Source organism: Haloarchaeobius iranensis (assembly GCF_900103505.1).
GTDB classification, from domain to species: Archaea; Halobacteriota; Halobacteria; order Halobacteriales; family Natrialbaceae; genus Haloarchaeobius; species Haloarchaeobius iranensis.
The window spans coordinates 24,093-38,763 of the sequence record NZ_FNIA01000027.1 but is presented as its reverse complement, the minus strand read 5'-3'; the positions used below and the strand labels follow the sequence as shown (position 1 = coordinate 38,763).

At 67.5% G+C, this 14,671-nt stretch carries 16 protein-coding genes; 2 read left to right on the top strand and 14 right to left on the bottom strand.

All coding sequences use genetic code 11. From position 1 onward, the window contains the following. On the bottom strand, positions 1 to 304 hold a 304-nt coding region (locus BLT27_RS16730), incomplete at its 3' end, for an alpha/beta hydrolase (protein WP_368086038.1). A 267-nt stretch (positions 305 to 571) separates the two neighbouring features. Between BLT27_RS16730 and pdhA the strand changes: the two genes are divergently transcribed. Then, positions 572 to 1,678 carry a pyruvate dehydrogenase (acetyl-transferring) E1 component subunit alpha gene (gene pdhA / locus BLT27_RS16725; protein WP_089735968.1) on the top strand — a complete coding sequence of 369 codons (1,107 nt, stop codon included), beginning with the start codon at positions 572 to 574 and terminating at the stop codon, positions 1,676 to 1,678. Positions 1,679 to 1,682: 4 nt separating this feature from the next. Here the strand turns inward: pdhA and BLT27_RS16720 are convergent, their stop codons facing one another. Next, the gene (locus tag BLT27_RS16720) at positions 1,683 to 2,702 is read right to left on the bottom strand and encodes a deoxyhypusine synthase (RefSeq protein WP_089735966.1); all 1,020 of its coding nucleotides are present in this window, start codon (positions 2,700 to 2,702) and stop codon (positions 1,683 to 1,685) included. A gap of 51 nt (positions 2,703 to 2,753) precedes the next feature. Between BLT27_RS16720 and BLT27_RS16715 the strand changes: the two genes are divergently transcribed. After that, positions 2,754 to 3,332 (top strand): DJ-1/PfpI family protein, encoded by a 579-nt coding sequence (locus tag BLT27_RS16715; protein WP_089735964.1) that lies wholly within the window; start codon positions 2,754 to 2,756, stop codon positions 3,330 to 3,332. Positions 3,333 to 3,358: 26 nt separating this feature from the next. Here BLT27_RS16715 and BLT27_RS16710 read toward each other — a convergent pair whose 3' ends face one another. From BLT27_RS16710 to BLT27_RS16655, 12 genes are all read right to left on the bottom strand, one after another. Next, the gene (locus tag BLT27_RS16710) at positions 3,359 to 4,624 is read right to left on the bottom strand and encodes an MFS transporter (protein ID WP_089735962.1); all 1,266 of its coding nucleotides are present in this window, start codon (positions 4,622 to 4,624) and stop codon (positions 3,359 to 3,361) included. 40 nt (positions 4,625 to 4,664) lie between these two features. Then, positions 4,665 to 5,327 carry a helix-turn-helix domain-containing protein gene (locus BLT27_RS16705; RefSeq protein WP_089735959.1) on the bottom strand — a complete coding sequence of 221 codons (663 nt, stop codon included), beginning with the start codon at positions 5,325 to 5,327 and terminating at the stop codon, positions 4,665 to 4,667. 75 nt (positions 5,328 to 5,402) lie between these two features. Next, the gene (locus BLT27_RS16700) at positions 5,403 to 5,612 is read right to left on the bottom strand and encodes a hypothetical protein (RefSeq protein WP_089735957.1); all 210 of its coding nucleotides are present in this window, start codon (positions 5,610 to 5,612) and stop codon (positions 5,403 to 5,405) included. A 22-nt stretch (positions 5,613 to 5,634) separates the two neighbouring features. Beyond that, entirely contained in the window at positions 5,635 to 6,462 is an 828-nt protein-coding gene (locus tag BLT27_RS16695) for a hypothetical protein (RefSeq protein ID WP_089735955.1), read from the bottom strand. 16 nt (positions 6,463 to 6,478) lie between these two features. Continuing rightward, positions 6,479 to 7,366: a hypothetical protein gene (locus BLT27_RS16690; RefSeq protein WP_139172380.1), complete on the bottom strand. Its 888-nt coding sequence runs from the start codon at positions 7,364 to 7,366 to the stop codon at positions 6,479 to 6,481. A 163-nt stretch (positions 7,367 to 7,529) separates the two neighbouring features. Next, on the bottom strand, positions 7,530 to 8,765 hold the full coding sequence (locus tag BLT27_RS16685) for a trans-sulfuration enzyme family protein (protein ID WP_089735952.1): 1,236 nt from the start codon (positions 8,763 to 8,765) through the stop codon (positions 7,530 to 7,532). Between the two features lie 90 nt (positions 8,766 to 8,855). Further along, the gene (locus tag BLT27_RS16680; RefSeq protein ID WP_089735950.1) at positions 8,856 to 9,170 is read right to left on the bottom strand and encodes a DUF7521 family protein; all 315 of its coding nucleotides are present in this window, start codon (positions 9,168 to 9,170) and stop codon (positions 8,856 to 8,858) included. Between the two features lies 1 nt (position 9,171). Beyond that, on the bottom strand, positions 9,172 to 9,522 hold the full coding sequence (locus tag BLT27_RS16675) for a winged helix-turn-helix domain-containing protein (protein WP_089735948.1): 351 nt from the start codon (positions 9,520 to 9,522) through the stop codon (positions 9,172 to 9,174). A gap of 81 nt (positions 9,523 to 9,603) precedes the next feature. Then, the gene (locus BLT27_RS16670; RefSeq protein ID WP_089735946.1) at positions 9,604 to 10,842 is read right to left on the bottom strand and encodes a hypothetical protein; all 1,239 of its coding nucleotides are present in this window, start codon (positions 10,840 to 10,842) and stop codon (positions 9,604 to 9,606) included. 134 nt (positions 10,843 to 10,976) lie between these two features. Then, positions 10,977 to 13,538 carry an efflux RND transporter permease subunit gene (locus BLT27_RS16665; protein WP_089735944.1) on the bottom strand — a complete coding sequence of 854 codons (2,562 nt, stop codon included), beginning with the start codon at positions 13,536 to 13,538 and terminating at the stop codon, positions 10,977 to 10,979. Positions 13,539 to 13,754: 216 nt separating this feature from the next. Further along, the gene (locus BLT27_RS16660) at positions 13,755 to 14,033 is read right to left on the bottom strand and encodes a DUF7521 family protein (protein WP_089735942.1); all 279 of its coding nucleotides are present in this window, start codon (positions 14,031 to 14,033) and stop codon (positions 13,755 to 13,757) included. After that, complete coding sequence (locus BLT27_RS16655; protein WP_089735940.1) at positions 14,030 to 14,482, bottom strand: winged helix-turn-helix domain-containing protein; 453 nt, start codon at positions 14,480 to 14,482, stop codon at positions 14,030 to 14,032. Before BLT27_RS16655 ends, BLT27_RS16660 begins: the two co-directional genes overlap by 4 nt. Positions 14,483 to 14,671: the final 189 nt, after the last annotated feature.

Below are 14,671 nucleotides of genomic sequence, written 5' to 3'. Positions count from 1 at the left end.
CGAGCCGCCGCGCGAGGTCGTCGGCCGAGTCCAGTGTCCCGAGGACGAACCCGCCGCCGTGGGCGAACACCAGCGCCGGTGCCGGCTCGTCGAGCGCCGGCGGCCGGTACAGCCGGACCGGAGTCGCGTCATCGTCACCCGGTCGCTCGACGGCCCGGTCGGCCGTCCCTACGTCGCCGTCGGCCGACCCCGAGAACACCTCCGCCTCCAGCGCCCTGGCACGCTCCACACCGAGTTCGTGCCACGCAGGGGTGTCGGGGAGCTCCGCGACTGCACGCTCGAACGCGGGGTCGAGGTCTGTCACTGCGTCGACCTTCGCACCAGCACGGAATAACGATGCAGGTTCCCGACGGGGGCGGGGTTTATGAACCATCACGCGGCCAGTGCCGGCGTGCTCTGACCGTCACCGCACGCGGGCCAGCGGGTGTGCGACGCGTCCGTGTGCGACGACACCACCGCCGTGGTCCGCTCCGCGGTGGTTCACGCGTCGCCTGCTCGCAACACGACCCCCAGCGACCGTGCCTGGCGGCAGTTTTATCGCAGATACTGCCCTGGTTTCAGGTAGCTTGGCATGTCTCTGGGCATCACTACCGACGATGACGACGTTCACCGGGTGCTCGACGTCGACGGGTCCCTCGTCGACGGCGCGTCCGTCCCCCTCTCCGACGACGGGCTCCGGGACCTCTACGAGGACCTGAAGCTCGCCCGCCGGTTCGACCGCAAGGCAGTCTCCCTCCAGCGACAGGGCCGGATGGGTACCTACCCACCGATCTACGGGCAGGAGGGCGCACAGGTGGGGAGCGTCCACGCGCTCGACGACGAGGACTGGCTGTTCCCCAGCTACCGCGAGAACGGGGCGATGCTGGCCCGTGGCGCGCCGATGGCGGCGAACCTCGAGTACTGGATGGGTTCGGAGTCCGGCAACGCGACCCTCGAAGACAGGAACGTGTTCCCGGTGGCGAACCCCATCGCGACCCAGGTTCCCCACGCCGTCGGCCACGGCTGGGCGTCACGGCTCGACGGCGACACGCGCGTCTCGCTCGTCCACTTCGGCGACGGCGCGACCTCCGAGGGTGACTTCCACGAGGGGATGAACTTCGCCGGCGTCTTCGACGCGCCCGTCGTCTTCTTCTGCAACAACAACCAGTGGGCGATTTCGGTACCGAGAGAACGGCAGACCGGCAGCGCGACCATCGCCCAGAAGGCGGACGCCTACGGCTTCGACGGGGTCCGCGTCGACGGGATGGACCCGCTCGCGGTGTACGAGGTGACCCGCGACGCCGTCGACGGCGCGCGCGACCCCCTCGAAGGCGAGAAGCGCCCGACGCTGATCGAGGCCATCCAGTACCGGCTCGGCGCACACTCGACCTCGGACGACCCCGGGGTCTACCGCGACGAGGAGCGCACCGAGGAGTGGAAGCGCTACGACCCGGTGCCCCGGCTGGAGTCGTTCATGCTGGAGAGCGGCCGCATCGACGAGGAGGGCATCGCGGCCGTCGAGGCGGACATCGACGAGCGAATCGAGGCCGCGGTGCAGGAGGCCGAGTCGTTCGAGCCAGACCCGGACGACATCTTCGAGGACACCTACGCGGAGCGGCCGCCACGGCTCGACCGGCAGCGCGAGTACCTCCGCGAACTGCACGCGGAGTTCGGCGACGAGGAACTGCTGGAGGATTAGCGAGTCAGTCGTCGGCGGCGGTCGCCTCCGCCTCGCTCTGCTCCGGCTCGTACTTCTTGAACGCCTCCGCGACGAGCAGCGGCGTGACGAGCGTCGCCTCGGCCTTCACCTCGACGTGGTTCGTCACCTCCTCCTTGATCTTCCCCCAAGAGACGGCCTCGTCCGGCGGTGCACCGGAGAGCGAGCCGTCGCCCTCGACGCCGGTCGAGATGTAGACGGCGTAGTCCGCGCCGCCACGGAACAGGTTCGTCATGATGGCGTGGTGCTTCGGGAGGCCGCCACCGATGACGATGAGGCCCGTCTTGTCCGCGAGCAGGCCCTCCTCGATGAGGTCGTCGTAGTCCTGCAGTATCTCAATGCCGACCTCGGAGTCGTAGCCCTGCTTGTAGTAGTAGAGGAAGTTGCCGACCTCGGCGTCGGTGAGCGCCGGACAGAAGATGGGGATGTCGTTGTCGGCGGCGTTCGCGAGGATGGAGTGCTCGTCGTCGATGGTCTCGCCGAGCTCGCGCGAGAACTCGACGGGCGTGCGGACCTTCTCCTCGGCGAAGAAGTCGGGGAAGAAGTCGTTGAGGTACTCCTCCAGCCAGACGTAGCGGTCCGACGGGACGAAGATGTTGCCGAGCCGGTTGATGCCGCGCTCGCGCATCGCGGCCTCGTCGACGTCCCACTCGCCCATCTTGAACGGCTTCTCGGTCTTGATGACGTCCTCGGTGATGGAGCCGGAGGTGGTGATCATCACGTCGACGAGGTCCTCGCGGGCGAGGTACGCGAGCGTCTCGCGCAGGCCCGAGGAGACGATGTTCGAGGTGTAGGTGCAGTAGATCGTCGCGCCCTCGTCGCGCATCCGCTTCACGATGTCGATGGCCTCGGCGAGGTGGGTCGCCTGGAACCCCGTGGTCTCGTAGCTCGCGAGCAGCTCGGCGAGGTCGAACTCGCCGGTGAAGTCGTAGCCGCGCACGTCGGGTGTCGCGAGCTCCTCCTCCGAGCCCGGAACCACGTTCTCCTTGGTGTCGTCGTCGGTCATGGTCGGAAAATCGTCCCCGACAGATAAGAGCGTTACACTTGTAGGTGAGCTATGGACGTCGCTATCGTGCTGTACGACGGTTTCGACGAGATGGACGCCATCGGCCCGTACGAGGTGTTCCAGACGGCGGGCGAGTTCGGCGGCGAGATGGGGGCGACTCTGGTCACCATCGACGAGCCGACGACCGTGACGGCCAGCCACGGGCTGTGCGTCGAGCCCGACGCGGCCCTGGAGGACGTGGAGCCGGACCTGGTCCTCGTCCCCGGCGGCGGCTGGAACGACCCGGACTCGCCCGGCGCGCGCCGGGAGTTCGACGACGGGACCATCCCGGACGTGCTCCGGACACTGGCCCCGGAGACACAGCTCGCGAGCGTCTGCACCGGCGCGATGCTGCTGGCGGCGGCGGGCGTGCTGACGAACCGCCCGGCGACGACCCACCACAGCGCGATGGACGACCTCTCGGTGTTCGCCGACGTGCGCGACGAGCGCATCGTCGACGACGGCGACGTGCTCACCTGCGGGGGCGTCACCGCGGGGCTGGACCTCGCGCTCTACCTCGTCCGTCGGGAGTGTGGCGACGAGGTTGGCGACGCGGTCGCGACGGAGATGGAGTACATGCCACGAGTGTAGGGGGCAGCCAGTTTCCGCCAGGCTCGCTACCAGCGCGTCAGGGCGCCACGGCCCTCGGTGTACCACGTCGCGCCGAGGAACGCGAGCGCGCCGGAGAAGGCGAACGCGCCGCCGCTGAAGAACACCCAGTGCATCCCCGGGCCGGTCATGAGGAAGCCGCCGAGCATCGGGGCGAGCACGCTGCCGGGTCGCCAGATGAGTTCCCGCACGCCGAAACTGGAGGCGACGCCGTTGCCGTCGCTCCCCTCGTCGGCGAACAGTGCCATGCTCGCGGGTTCGCGGAAGGAGTCCGCGACGCCGAGCAGCATGTTCATGCCGACGACGACCGGGAATGCGGCCGACAGTGCACCCACGACCGGGTAGCTCGCGGGCAGCCCGAGCCAGTCACCGATGAACGGCGAGAACGGGACCAGGACAGCGACGGCGGCGTACATCGTGCCACCGAGGAAGACGAAGAAGGAGCGGTTGAACCGGTCCGAGAGCCGGCCCGTGTACGGCTGGAGGAGCATGTTCGTCGTCTTCTCGGAGGTGAGCACGATGCTGACCGCGAACGCGGACCCGACGTAGCCGAGGCCGCCCTGTGCGACGGAGACCCCGGCGTAGATGGGGACCCACGTTCGGACGAGGGTGACGGCGAAGGCGTACTGCGACCGGAAGCTCGAGAGTGTGAGGATGCGTTCGTTGAACGCGAGGTCGGAGAACGGGAACCCCTCGATTCGAGTGTCGTCGGGCGCCAGCTCGAGCCACAGCCACAGCGAGACGGCGGCGAGCATGACGACGATGGTCGTGTAGATGGGGGTGAACCCGAACGCGTCGTAGACGACGCCGGCGGAGAGGCCACCGACGATGCTCGCCGCGAAGCGGGCGGCGTTCGCCGTGCCGATGCGACTCGCCCGCTCGTCGTACGCGGAGCGTTCGCCGACGAGCGAGAGCGTCATCAGCCCCGAGCCGGTGACGGCGATGCCCTGGACCGCGCGGGCGGCGATGAACGAGAGACTCGTTCCCTCGAACAGGGCGATGGCACCGAAGCCGGCGTAGGCGACGACGCCGACGAGGAGGCTCACGAGCAGGACCGTCCGCTTGTCGTAGCGGTCGCCGGCCCACGCGAGCGGGACGACGGCCACGGTCTGTGCCACGGTGAACGCCGTCGTGAACAGCCCGATGACGAAGCCCGACGGCTCGAACAGGGTGATGTATGTGGGGAGCAGCGTCAGGAGGCTGACGAGGCCGAAGCCGGTCGCGAAGCGGGCGAGGTAGAGCGCGTAGAACTGTCTGGCGTCGTCGTCTGGCACTGCCCGGGACTCGGGGGGTCCTCCGTGAAACGGTTTCGATTCAGAACGTCTCCTCGAGCAGCGAACCGACGGCACGGCGGAGCCGCTCGGAGGCGGCCTGGCGGGAGATGTCGAGTTCGTCCGCGAGGTCGCCGAGGGTCATCTCGCGCGGAACCGCGAAGTAACCGCCCTCGTTCGCGAGTCGGAGCGCCTCGGTCTGGCCGTCCGTGAGGCTCCGTGGTGCCGGGCCATCGGCGCCCGGAACCCGGTAGATCCGTTCGAGGTCGAGGTCGATGCCGACCGACTGGCAGTGCTCGAAGAACGCGGTGAGCGCGCTCCGGTCCGGGCCCTGGATGCGATAGCACCAGTCGCCGTCGTCGCTGGTGACGTCGAGCACGCGAAAGCCGAGGTCGCCGAGAACGCCGGCGACGCGCAGCCCGGCAACGGTTCGGACCCGGTAGACGCAGTGGTCCTCGGTCTCGGTGAGCCTGCGGGGGTCGGCGACCGTGGGATCGTCGTCCAGCGCCTCCGCGAGTCGCCCCGCGCCGTCGCCCGTCGCGGTCAGGAAGAGCAGCCAGTCACCCTCCGAGGTCGGTGCCTGCGCCGTCAGCTGGATAGTGAGGTCTCGGTGGGTCGCGATGGTCGACCCGAGGACGAACCGGTCGTGCGAGAGGCGGACCTCAGCGACGGTCTCCATGGCACTGGGGTCGGGTGGGGATGCCATCGTCTATCACGGCGACAGACGGAGGGGGGAACTATCGGTCTTGCGAAGGAGGATTTCGGAATCCCCCGTCGTCCATCAGGACAGGCTTCGCCTGATCGCTTCGACGCCGAAGCCGATCGCGATAAGCGCGTTAAACACAGACAGGAGCAGTAAAAGGACCGTTTCCGTGTTCGTCAGCTGACTCTCTCCACTCTGAACGCCGAACCAGACGTACAGGAAGTACGCGCTCATCGTCAGCCCCAGGACCGACAGTGTGGCGAGCGTGACGTTGGTATTCAGTTTCATCGTGAGACAGGTTTTCACCGGGTTATTCGCACGTATCGAGGCATTCGGAGCAGTTGTATCCAACTCCGACTCCTGCGGCGACGAGGCACGCGATGCAGCCGACTGCGGCGGCGATGTTGCCGACGCCTGCGGAGGCGCACGCGACCAGACAACCTACGACTGCCATGCTGAACACGCCACATGCAGCACACGCAGAGATGTTGCACTCCTCCATCGGTGTGACTGTTCGGACTGAACCATCAGCGAGCGTACGGCTCGCCGTCGTGCCGACACCATCAGTCGGGTCCACGACGAAATTCTCCGGGTGATCCTCGTCGCGGGTGACCACACCGTAGCCTTCGAGGCGCGAACTGTAGAACATCGTGGTCTCGTCCGCCCGTTTCCCGGTTGCCTGCTGGAGACCGCGCTCCTCCTCCGCCGTCGCCGATCGGAGGTAGTTGATACCGCCTTCGAGGTCGCTCATCACGCAGGCGTCCTCGACCTCGGCGGCGAGCGCGTACTGCCGCGGGAGCTCGCTTCGGCGCAGGTCGTCACCGAACATGAACTGTGCGACCTCGTAAGAGCGGAACTCGATGTACCGGAGCGTTCCGAGGGCCGTCTCGAACGTGTACGATGTCAGGTCGTGCCTGCCGACCGACCCGACGAACTCCTCGCCGCGACGGACCGCAGGGCGACCGGCGGCCTCATAGATGCGCTGCACCTTCCGGAGTTCGAGGATACCTCGTTCACCCGGCGCGATGCTGCTCCGTGCGCCGGCAGTTCCCGCCAGACCGACGCCGACGGCACCGGTCGCCGCGCCTGCGATGGATTTGAGTACGTTACGTCTGTCGAACGAATGTTGTTTCGTCATCGTTTGTCTCCTCGGGTTAGCAGTTCTGGACTGCCAGTCCACAGGTGGTCGGAAGTGCAGCATGGCAGCCCATGTTGCAGGCGATACAGGCCAGTGCCATCGGGAGCGCGCCGACGCCGACGGACGCACACGCCATCAGACAGCCGGAACACGTAACAATCGATGAGAGACAGGCGTTCACCCAGGTTCGGCACTCGCCCTGCGCCCGAACAGCGTCGGGCTCCGCGACGTGTTCGACGTCCGCCTCGAGCAGGTCGCCTCGCTCGTCCGTCGGGACGAGGTACGCTTCTCCGTCGCTGTCGATCGGGGTGGGACCGGCGTCACCGTGGTGACCGGCGCGACCCTCGACCGAGGTGTGCACCTCGTATCCGCCGTGTCGCCCCACCGTCGAATTGAACATGATGCGTGTCGCGTCAACCCCGACGACCGATTCCAGACGGGCGGTCTCTTCGGTGGAGACATCCCGTAGGTACCCGACCTCGTCCATCGTGTTCGCCGCATCGATGAGGAGAATGCCCTTCCCGCCTTCGGGTACCCCCTCGTAGCGCGTCGGAATCGAGTGATTGCTCGCCGCTCGACTGCCACGCGACTGCAGGTGGAACTGGATTCCTTTGTGCTCGTCGCCGATATCCACGTATATCAGGTCGCCGACCACGGTGTGGACGATCGTCGACGTGAGGGTCAGGTCCTCACCCATCTCGACCTCCTTGCGGGACGCTCGGAGGATTCGGGGGTTGTTGAGTTCGTCGAGGAGCCGCCTCGACGAGTCGGCACTGGTCGCACGTTCGCGTTCCTCGTCGGAGGCGGTACTCAGTGCCGGAAGACCGGCAAGCCCTGCGGTACCAACGCCAATCTTCGATAGTAATTTTCTTCGGGAAGTCTTGTCGGAGATGTCTTTTGCCATCCGATACACAATCCGAACACCATCATATACCTATTCCGATATTGTTCAAATTTAGTAAATTTGATGTGTGCGAACAGTTGCCTGCATAGGCCACAGTTGTCGGGCAAAGAGATCCCCTCAATAAAGCGAATCGTCCACGCTATTTAACAGAATGCCGATAGCGTCACTTCGGCGTCGCGATACGCTCCTCGAGCGCGGCGAACCCGCGGTCGAGGTCGGCGACGAGGTCGTCGACGTGCTCGACACCGACGGAGACGCGGACGAGGGTGTCGGTGATGCCGAGGGCCTCGCGTTCCTCGCGCGGGACCGGTTCGTGGGTCATCGCGGCCGGGTGTTCGACGAGCGACTCGACGCCGCCGAGGGAGACGGCGAGCGTGAACGTCTCGAGGCGCTCGAGGAACGCCTTCGCGTCCTCGAGACCACCGGCGAGCTCGAAGCTGAGGACGCCGCCGTACCCCATCATCTGCTCGCCCGCGAGCTCGTGCTGCGGGTGGCTCTCCAGCCCCGGGTAGTACACCGAGTCGACGAGCTCGTGGTCGTCGAGGTACTCGGCGATGACGGTCGCGTTGGCCTCGTGCTCGCGCATCCGCATCGGGAGCGTCTTCGTCCCGCGGAGGACGAGATAGCTGTCGAACGGAGAGAGCACGTCACCGATGCCGACCTGCTGCAGGAAGACGACCTCGTCGGCGATGGCCTCGTCGTTCGTGACGACCGCGCCGCCGATGGAGTCGGAGTGCCCGTTGATGAACTTCGTCGTCGAGTGTGCGACCATGTCCGCGCCGAGGTCGAGCGGTGCCTGGAAGTACGGGCTCATGAACGTATTGTCGACGCCGAAGACGGCGTCGTGGGCGTCGGCGACCTCGCCGATCGCCGAGAGGTCACAGAGCTTCATCCGGGGGTTCGTCGGCGTCTCCATCCAGACGAGCGTGGTCTCGTCGGTCATCGCGTCCGCGACGTTCTCGGTGTCGGTCGCGTCGACGAACGTCACGTCGACGGCGAGCCGGTCGCGGAACACGTTCTCGAACATCCGACGGGTGCCGGCGTAGAGGTCGTCGAAGGCGACGATGTGGTCGCCCGGCTCGACGACGGCGAGGACGCTGGTGAAGATGGCCGCGGTGCCCGAGGAGAACGCGAAGGCGTGCTCCCCGCCCTCGAGCGCCGCGAGGCGCTCTTCGAGGGCGTGTCGGGTCGGGTTCGAGAGTCGAGAGTAGAGGAACTCGCCTTTCGACGGGTCCACGTCCTCGAGGCTCATCTCCGTGTCCAGCCCCGGGAGGGCGAACGTCGAGGAGAGATGGATCGGCGAGACCACGTCGCCGACGTCCGGCGCGCCGGGGGTGGCCTCCTCACCGTGTGCGACTGCGAGCGTCTCGAACCGCTTCGATGACCGTTCGTCGTCCATGCTTCACGAAAACGAGACGGTCGGGCTAATAACTTACCAATTCTTAGTAATTTGTCCGCCAAAATTTATTCCTCCGAGGTATTCCCGTCGTCAGTCGCGGATGTGCAGCGAGTACGCGATGCACGAGAGGCCGACCAGCTGCAGGAGCCGCACCCCCAGCCTGAAGTAGTCCTGGAACGGCAGCGGGAGCACCCGCCCCTGCAGCAGCACGGTTCCCACGAAGGCGACGCTGTAGGTCACGGCAGTCAGCACGATGAGGCCGACGGAGAGGTACCACATCGGGCGGTTGTCGTACCGGCCGAGCGCACGGTAGGCCTGGTAGCCGATGTAGAGGCCGACGAGCGTGGAGGCCGAGGCCGCGGCGATGACCGCGAGTTCGACGGTGGTGAACGCGAACCCGAACATCTCAGAGGTCACCCCAGAGGTCGGCGAGTCGGCCCGCCGGGTCGTCGTCCCGGCGGTCGACCGTCAGGTGGAGTCGCCCGTCACGGAGCCGGATGGACACCTCGTCGAGCGTGGCGGTGTAGACAGTGTCGTGGTGGCCGTCGGTGCGCGGTCGCGTGCGTTCGGCGACGAGCCCGGCGGACTCGAGTCGTTCGAGGCGGCGGTACGCCGTCGGGAGCGAGCAGTCGCAGTGGTCTGCGAGTTCAGTGGCGGACATGGGTTCGGTGCTGACCGCGGTGAGGACGGTACGGGCGTACTCGTCGTCCAGCAGGCCGACGACGGCCTCCAGACTCGGGTCCTCACTCACGTCCATCGTGTCTGTCGGGGGGAAACTATAGGTTTCGGGACCGTGCGACGCTGTGAAAGGGGGACGACGGTCCGACCCCGTGTCCACTCATTCGTCCGGCCCATCGAGGTCGTAGTCGACGAGCCACATCGACGAGTCCCCGTCGGCGCTCTCGAAGACGAGCCTGACGAACTCGTCCAGTCCACCCACCTCGACGGTGAGCGAGTCGCCCGGGGTGACCGTCCCGTACTCGTCGGCGAACTGGGTGTCAGCCGGGTCCCGACTCCGGTTCGCCTCGTCGACGTACACCGTCAGCAGGTCCGCGTCGACGGCGTCGCCTGCCTCGTGCCGGAGGGTCACCGTCCCGGCGTCGGTGTCGTGGTCGACGCCCCAGGTGACCTGCGGGTTGAGTCGGTTCGCGTCGAGGTCCTGGAAGTAGCGTTCCAGTGGCTGATGCATCTCGATGGTCGCGAGGTTCCCGTCGAGCGTGACGTCGACCGAGTAGGCGTCGACGGCCCGCTGGACCTCCGTCATCTGCTCCTTGATGCGGCTCACCGTCGGCACCTCGTCCGCTGGGAACAGCAGGTAGTGGACGAAGTAAGCCGCCGAATCGTCGTACGCCATGGTCAGCGCGCCGGTCTCCGGGGCGTCCCAGTCGTACGGCATGGGAACGCCGAGCCAGGTGAACGGGTGTGCACCTGCCGCCGCGGTCAGCTGTGCGAACTGTTCGTCGTGCGCGTGTCGTGGCTCGGTCCGGCCCGCGCCGGTGTCGATGATGCGACGGACGTCCGTCTCGTGGGACGACGACCGGGAGAAGACGAGTGCCTCGTCCCCGACGGCCACGGTGCGCGGGAGGTCCGAGCGACCGTAGCAGTCGTAGCCATCGTACGTGCCGCGTCTCTCGTAACCGCTCCCGAGCAGTGTTTCGTCGACCGTCGAACGGTCCACGTCGACCTCCGCGACCAGCGTCCCGAAGTTCCCGATGACGCGATCGTAGTTGTCGTACCCGATGCCGAAGTAGTCCATGCTGGACTTGAGGAAGCCGCGCCCGACGTGGACCCGGTCGACCGAGTCGCTGCCGGTCCGCCGGGGCGTCGTGTACATCAGGTCCTGCCAGAGCGGTTGCCGTCTCTCGGACTGGGTATCGACGGGTGGCACCCAGCGTCGGTAGGCTGGGTCGTCCGCCGGGGGAACGTCGACGCGTCCGTACCGGATCTCCTGGCCGAGCGGTGGCATCGCCGCAGTGCAGCCGGAGAGCGAGGCGCTGCCGGCCGTCGCCAGCGCGCCAGCACCGGCGGTGAGCAGCTCCCGTCGGCTGGGTCCGTCGGCGTCGTCTCGTCCGTTCATATCGTTTCGGATGATGCTAGGGAGTATAATACCGGACAGTCCACCCACCGGGTCGGAAAGCCAGGGAAAGCTATTTACCGCGGAAGCCAACGTCGGTGCTCGCCACGTTCACGGCTCCCGCCCGAACGGCCCCGTCACGGGCCGGTTCGGTGACGGAACCGGTCGCGAAGCACGAGCAACGACGGCAGGACCGTGAGGCAGCTGACGAAGGCGAAGACGATGCTCAGTCCGGTGACGAGGCCGAAGCGGTGGAGCGGCGGGGAGAGTGCCAGGGCGAGCACACCGAACCCCGCCGCCGTCGTCGCCGCACTGCCGAGCAACGCACCGCCGGTCCCCGTGGCGGCCGTCGTCAGCGCCCGTTCGAGCGAGGCCTGGCGCTCGCGCTCCTCGACGAACCGATCCGTGAGGTGGATGCTGTAGTCAACCCCGAGGCCGATCGCCAGTCCGGTGATGACCACAGTCTCGCTGTTGAACGGGATATCGAGTATCGCCATCGCTCCGAGGAGCCACGCGAGCGCGGCGACGACGGGCAGGACCACGACGACCGCGAGTCCGGGTGTGCGATGTCGCCACCAGTACAGGCCGGCGAGGAACGTCAGAATGACACCGAGGGTCACGACGAACCCCTGGGCGAGGGTCTCGAACAGCGCGCTCTGGACGACCGCCGTGACGACGGGCGTGCCCGTCGCGACCGCCGTGACCGGTGCCGTACCCTCGACCACGTCGGCGATTCGGCGTCCATCGCGAGCGACGGACTGGGACGAGGCGTCGCCCCGGACGCCGACGGTCATCCGGGCAGACGAGTACGAACCGTCCGCCGTGCGGTGGAGGACCGACGACGCCTGTTCGGGGGCGGCGGTGTAGACGAGGTCGTAGATCGCACCGACGTCCCTGTCCGGGAGCCCGTCACCGTCGGAGTCGCGATCCGCGACCGCCGCGGCGACCGTCTCGTTCCGCGCGGCGACGGCTCTGAGGACCGACGACGGACTCTCGACCGCGACGGTGCCGTCCGGCTCCGTCGTGACCGTCGTGTACCGGGAACCGCGAAGGGAACCACCGTCGGTCGCCTCCAGCACCGCTGGGTCCGTGAGGTTCCCGTGCAGCAGAACCTGTACCGTCGACCCCTCGCCACGCTGGCGGAAGTTCTCGCTCAGGTACGACAGGTCCTCACGGACGTCGTACTCGGTGGGGGCGAACGGCTCCGGGAGCGACTCCATCCACTCCGGGGCGTCCTCCGGGAGGAAGTCCGCCTGGTTGAACTCCGTGTCCAGCGCCGTGGTTCCGTAGGCACCGCCAGCGGCAAGGAGTAGGGCGGCGGCGAGGACGACCGCCGGTAGCCGTCGCGAGAGCACTGCGCTCCACGAGAGAAGCTGTTTGACCGGTCCCGAGTCGGCCCCGAACGCGCGCTGCTCGCGGTCCCGTCCGAGCCGGACGAGCAGCCGCTCGACCTCGACCTTGACTGCCGGTACCAACGCGGCGAAGACGACGAACATCGCGACGATTCCCAGGGCGCTCAGGACGGCGAAGTCGCGGATCGAGGCGAGCGGGCTCCCGTAGTTCGAGAGGAAGCCGACCCCGGTGGTGAACGCGGCCGTCGCCAGCGTCCCGACGACGCCGCCGATCCCGACACGCATCGCGCTGGCGGGCTCCGGAACGCCACCGTCCGCAGCCGCAGCGTCACCGTCTCCCGTTCGGGCTTCGCGGTAGCGCATGACGACGTGCAGCGAGTAGTCGATGCTCAGTCCGACAAGGAGAAACGGGACCGCGATGAGGATAGAACTGGACGGGATGCCGAGCCAGCCCTGCACGCCCTGGAGCCACACCAGGACGACGCCGACCCCGAACAGCCCGACAAGCACGTCGACCACGTCGCGGTAGGCGAGGCCGAGGGCCACGAGCAGGAGCACCAGTGCGGCGGGCGCGATGACGAGGAAGCTGTCGCCGATGGCCCGCGAGGATGCGTCGTCGACGATTCCCTGACCGAAGACGAAGCCGTCCTCGAAGCGCTCGTCGACGAGCGAGTCGATGGCGACCTGTGCGGCGTACGCCTCCTCCGGCGTCCCGTCCGACGGCTCGGGCGACTGGAACACGAACGTCACTCTCGCGTCCGCACGTGTCGTCCCCGGTTCGTAGTCGGTCGGCAGGAACGACGTCGGTTCGCGGCCCGCCGTCCGCGTCTCCGGGTCGAGCACGCGCTCGAGGAGCGCCTCGACCTCGCCGGTCGACCGGGATTCGAGGGCCGCGATCTGCTGGTCGAGCGTCGGTGCGGGCGGTTCCCCGGTCCGGTCGGTCCCGTTGGAAGCCCGTCGGGCCTCGACGTAGGCCGCGGTCGCAATGACGTTCTCGGGGCCGACGACGCCGGCCTCCGTGCGGAGCGTCGGGTCGATCGAGTCGTTCTCCCGTATCGCCCGCTGCAGGCGAAGGCTCTGCAGCAGCGAGTCACGGGTGAGAACGTTCCCGTCCCTGACGACGATCTGTGTGACCAGCGCATCGTCGGCGCCGTAGGTGGCCCGGATCTCGTCGAGGGCAGCCTGTTCAGCCGAGTCGACCCCGGTCGCCCCGGTGTCGTCGGCCCCGTCGGTTCCGAACGCCGCGCCAGCCCCGACGAGCACGGTGGCCACGACCAGCAGGAACACGACGAGCCTGCTCCGCGAGACGAGCGCGTCCGCGTACCGTCGCGAGAGGTCGCGGCTCATCGGTCACACCCTCCGCCGGGCGACGGGCGGCGATTCACTGAACGTCCGACCGGTGCGGTGGAACGGAACATCGACCGACTCTCCGAGTGGAGGCGATAAGGACCGAAGGAGGACTCCCAGAACGTGGGAGAACCGGACCGGTGTGCGAGGCACGTACCGGCAGCTGTCCGTGGCCGGGCGATACGTGCTCGACAGGAGCGCGGTGAGGGACCGGGACTACTGGCCGTAGAGGCCGTAGATCATGATCAGGAACCCGCCGCACGCGACGAGGCTCTCGTAGAGCATGCCCTGGAGGCTCGGAATCCCGAAGACATGGTGGAGGACGCCCACGAGGAAGGTGCCGAGCGTGATAACCACCAGCCCGGCCGCGAAGTACTGGAGTCCGTCGAGCCGGGTCCTCAGGTACGCCCGGTAGGCCATGAGCGAGACGACACCACCGAGCACCAGGGCGGCGACCTTGACGATGCCGAGGACGAGGACGAGTTGGTCCGTCATGACTCCCTCCGCATCTCGGACCAGAACGCAGCCATCCGGTCCTCCGGCTCCTCGGTCGGCCGGTCGACGGTCAGCGAGAACTCGTCGTTCTCGTCGATGCGGACCGATATCTCGGTGAAGTCCCGTTCGTACAGCGTCGCGTTCGGGCCGTCCCGGCGAACCTCGGTGTACTCCCTGACCAGCCCCGCATCACGGAGCCGTTCGAGCTTCCGATACGCCGTCGAGTTCGCCAGCCCGCACTCGTCGCAGAGGTCCGGGACGGACTTCGGCTCCCGCAGTACACGGAGTATCGCACGGCACTTGTCGTCCTCGAGCGACTGCAGCACGGCAGGAACGGGTGGCTCCTCGTCACCCGTGGATTCCGTGTCCCTCCCCGTCGCTTCCGACGTCGGGTTCGACCGCGTCGGGATGAGCGAGAGCCGCCTGTGTGGGAGATAGTCCTCTGGCATCCGGCGTTGAGAGTCGTCCGCTGGTGGTCGCTACGCTGTGCTTCGTCGTCCATGGCTTGTCGTCGCGGGCCTAAAGCGGTGCCGGGTTGTCCCAGATGATGGGACCAGCGGTGCCGGCGGGTGATGCCAGCAACCACGTCGGGGCCCGGGCCGACCGGCCGGGGCTCGGACGGCGGCTGTTCGCGCGGA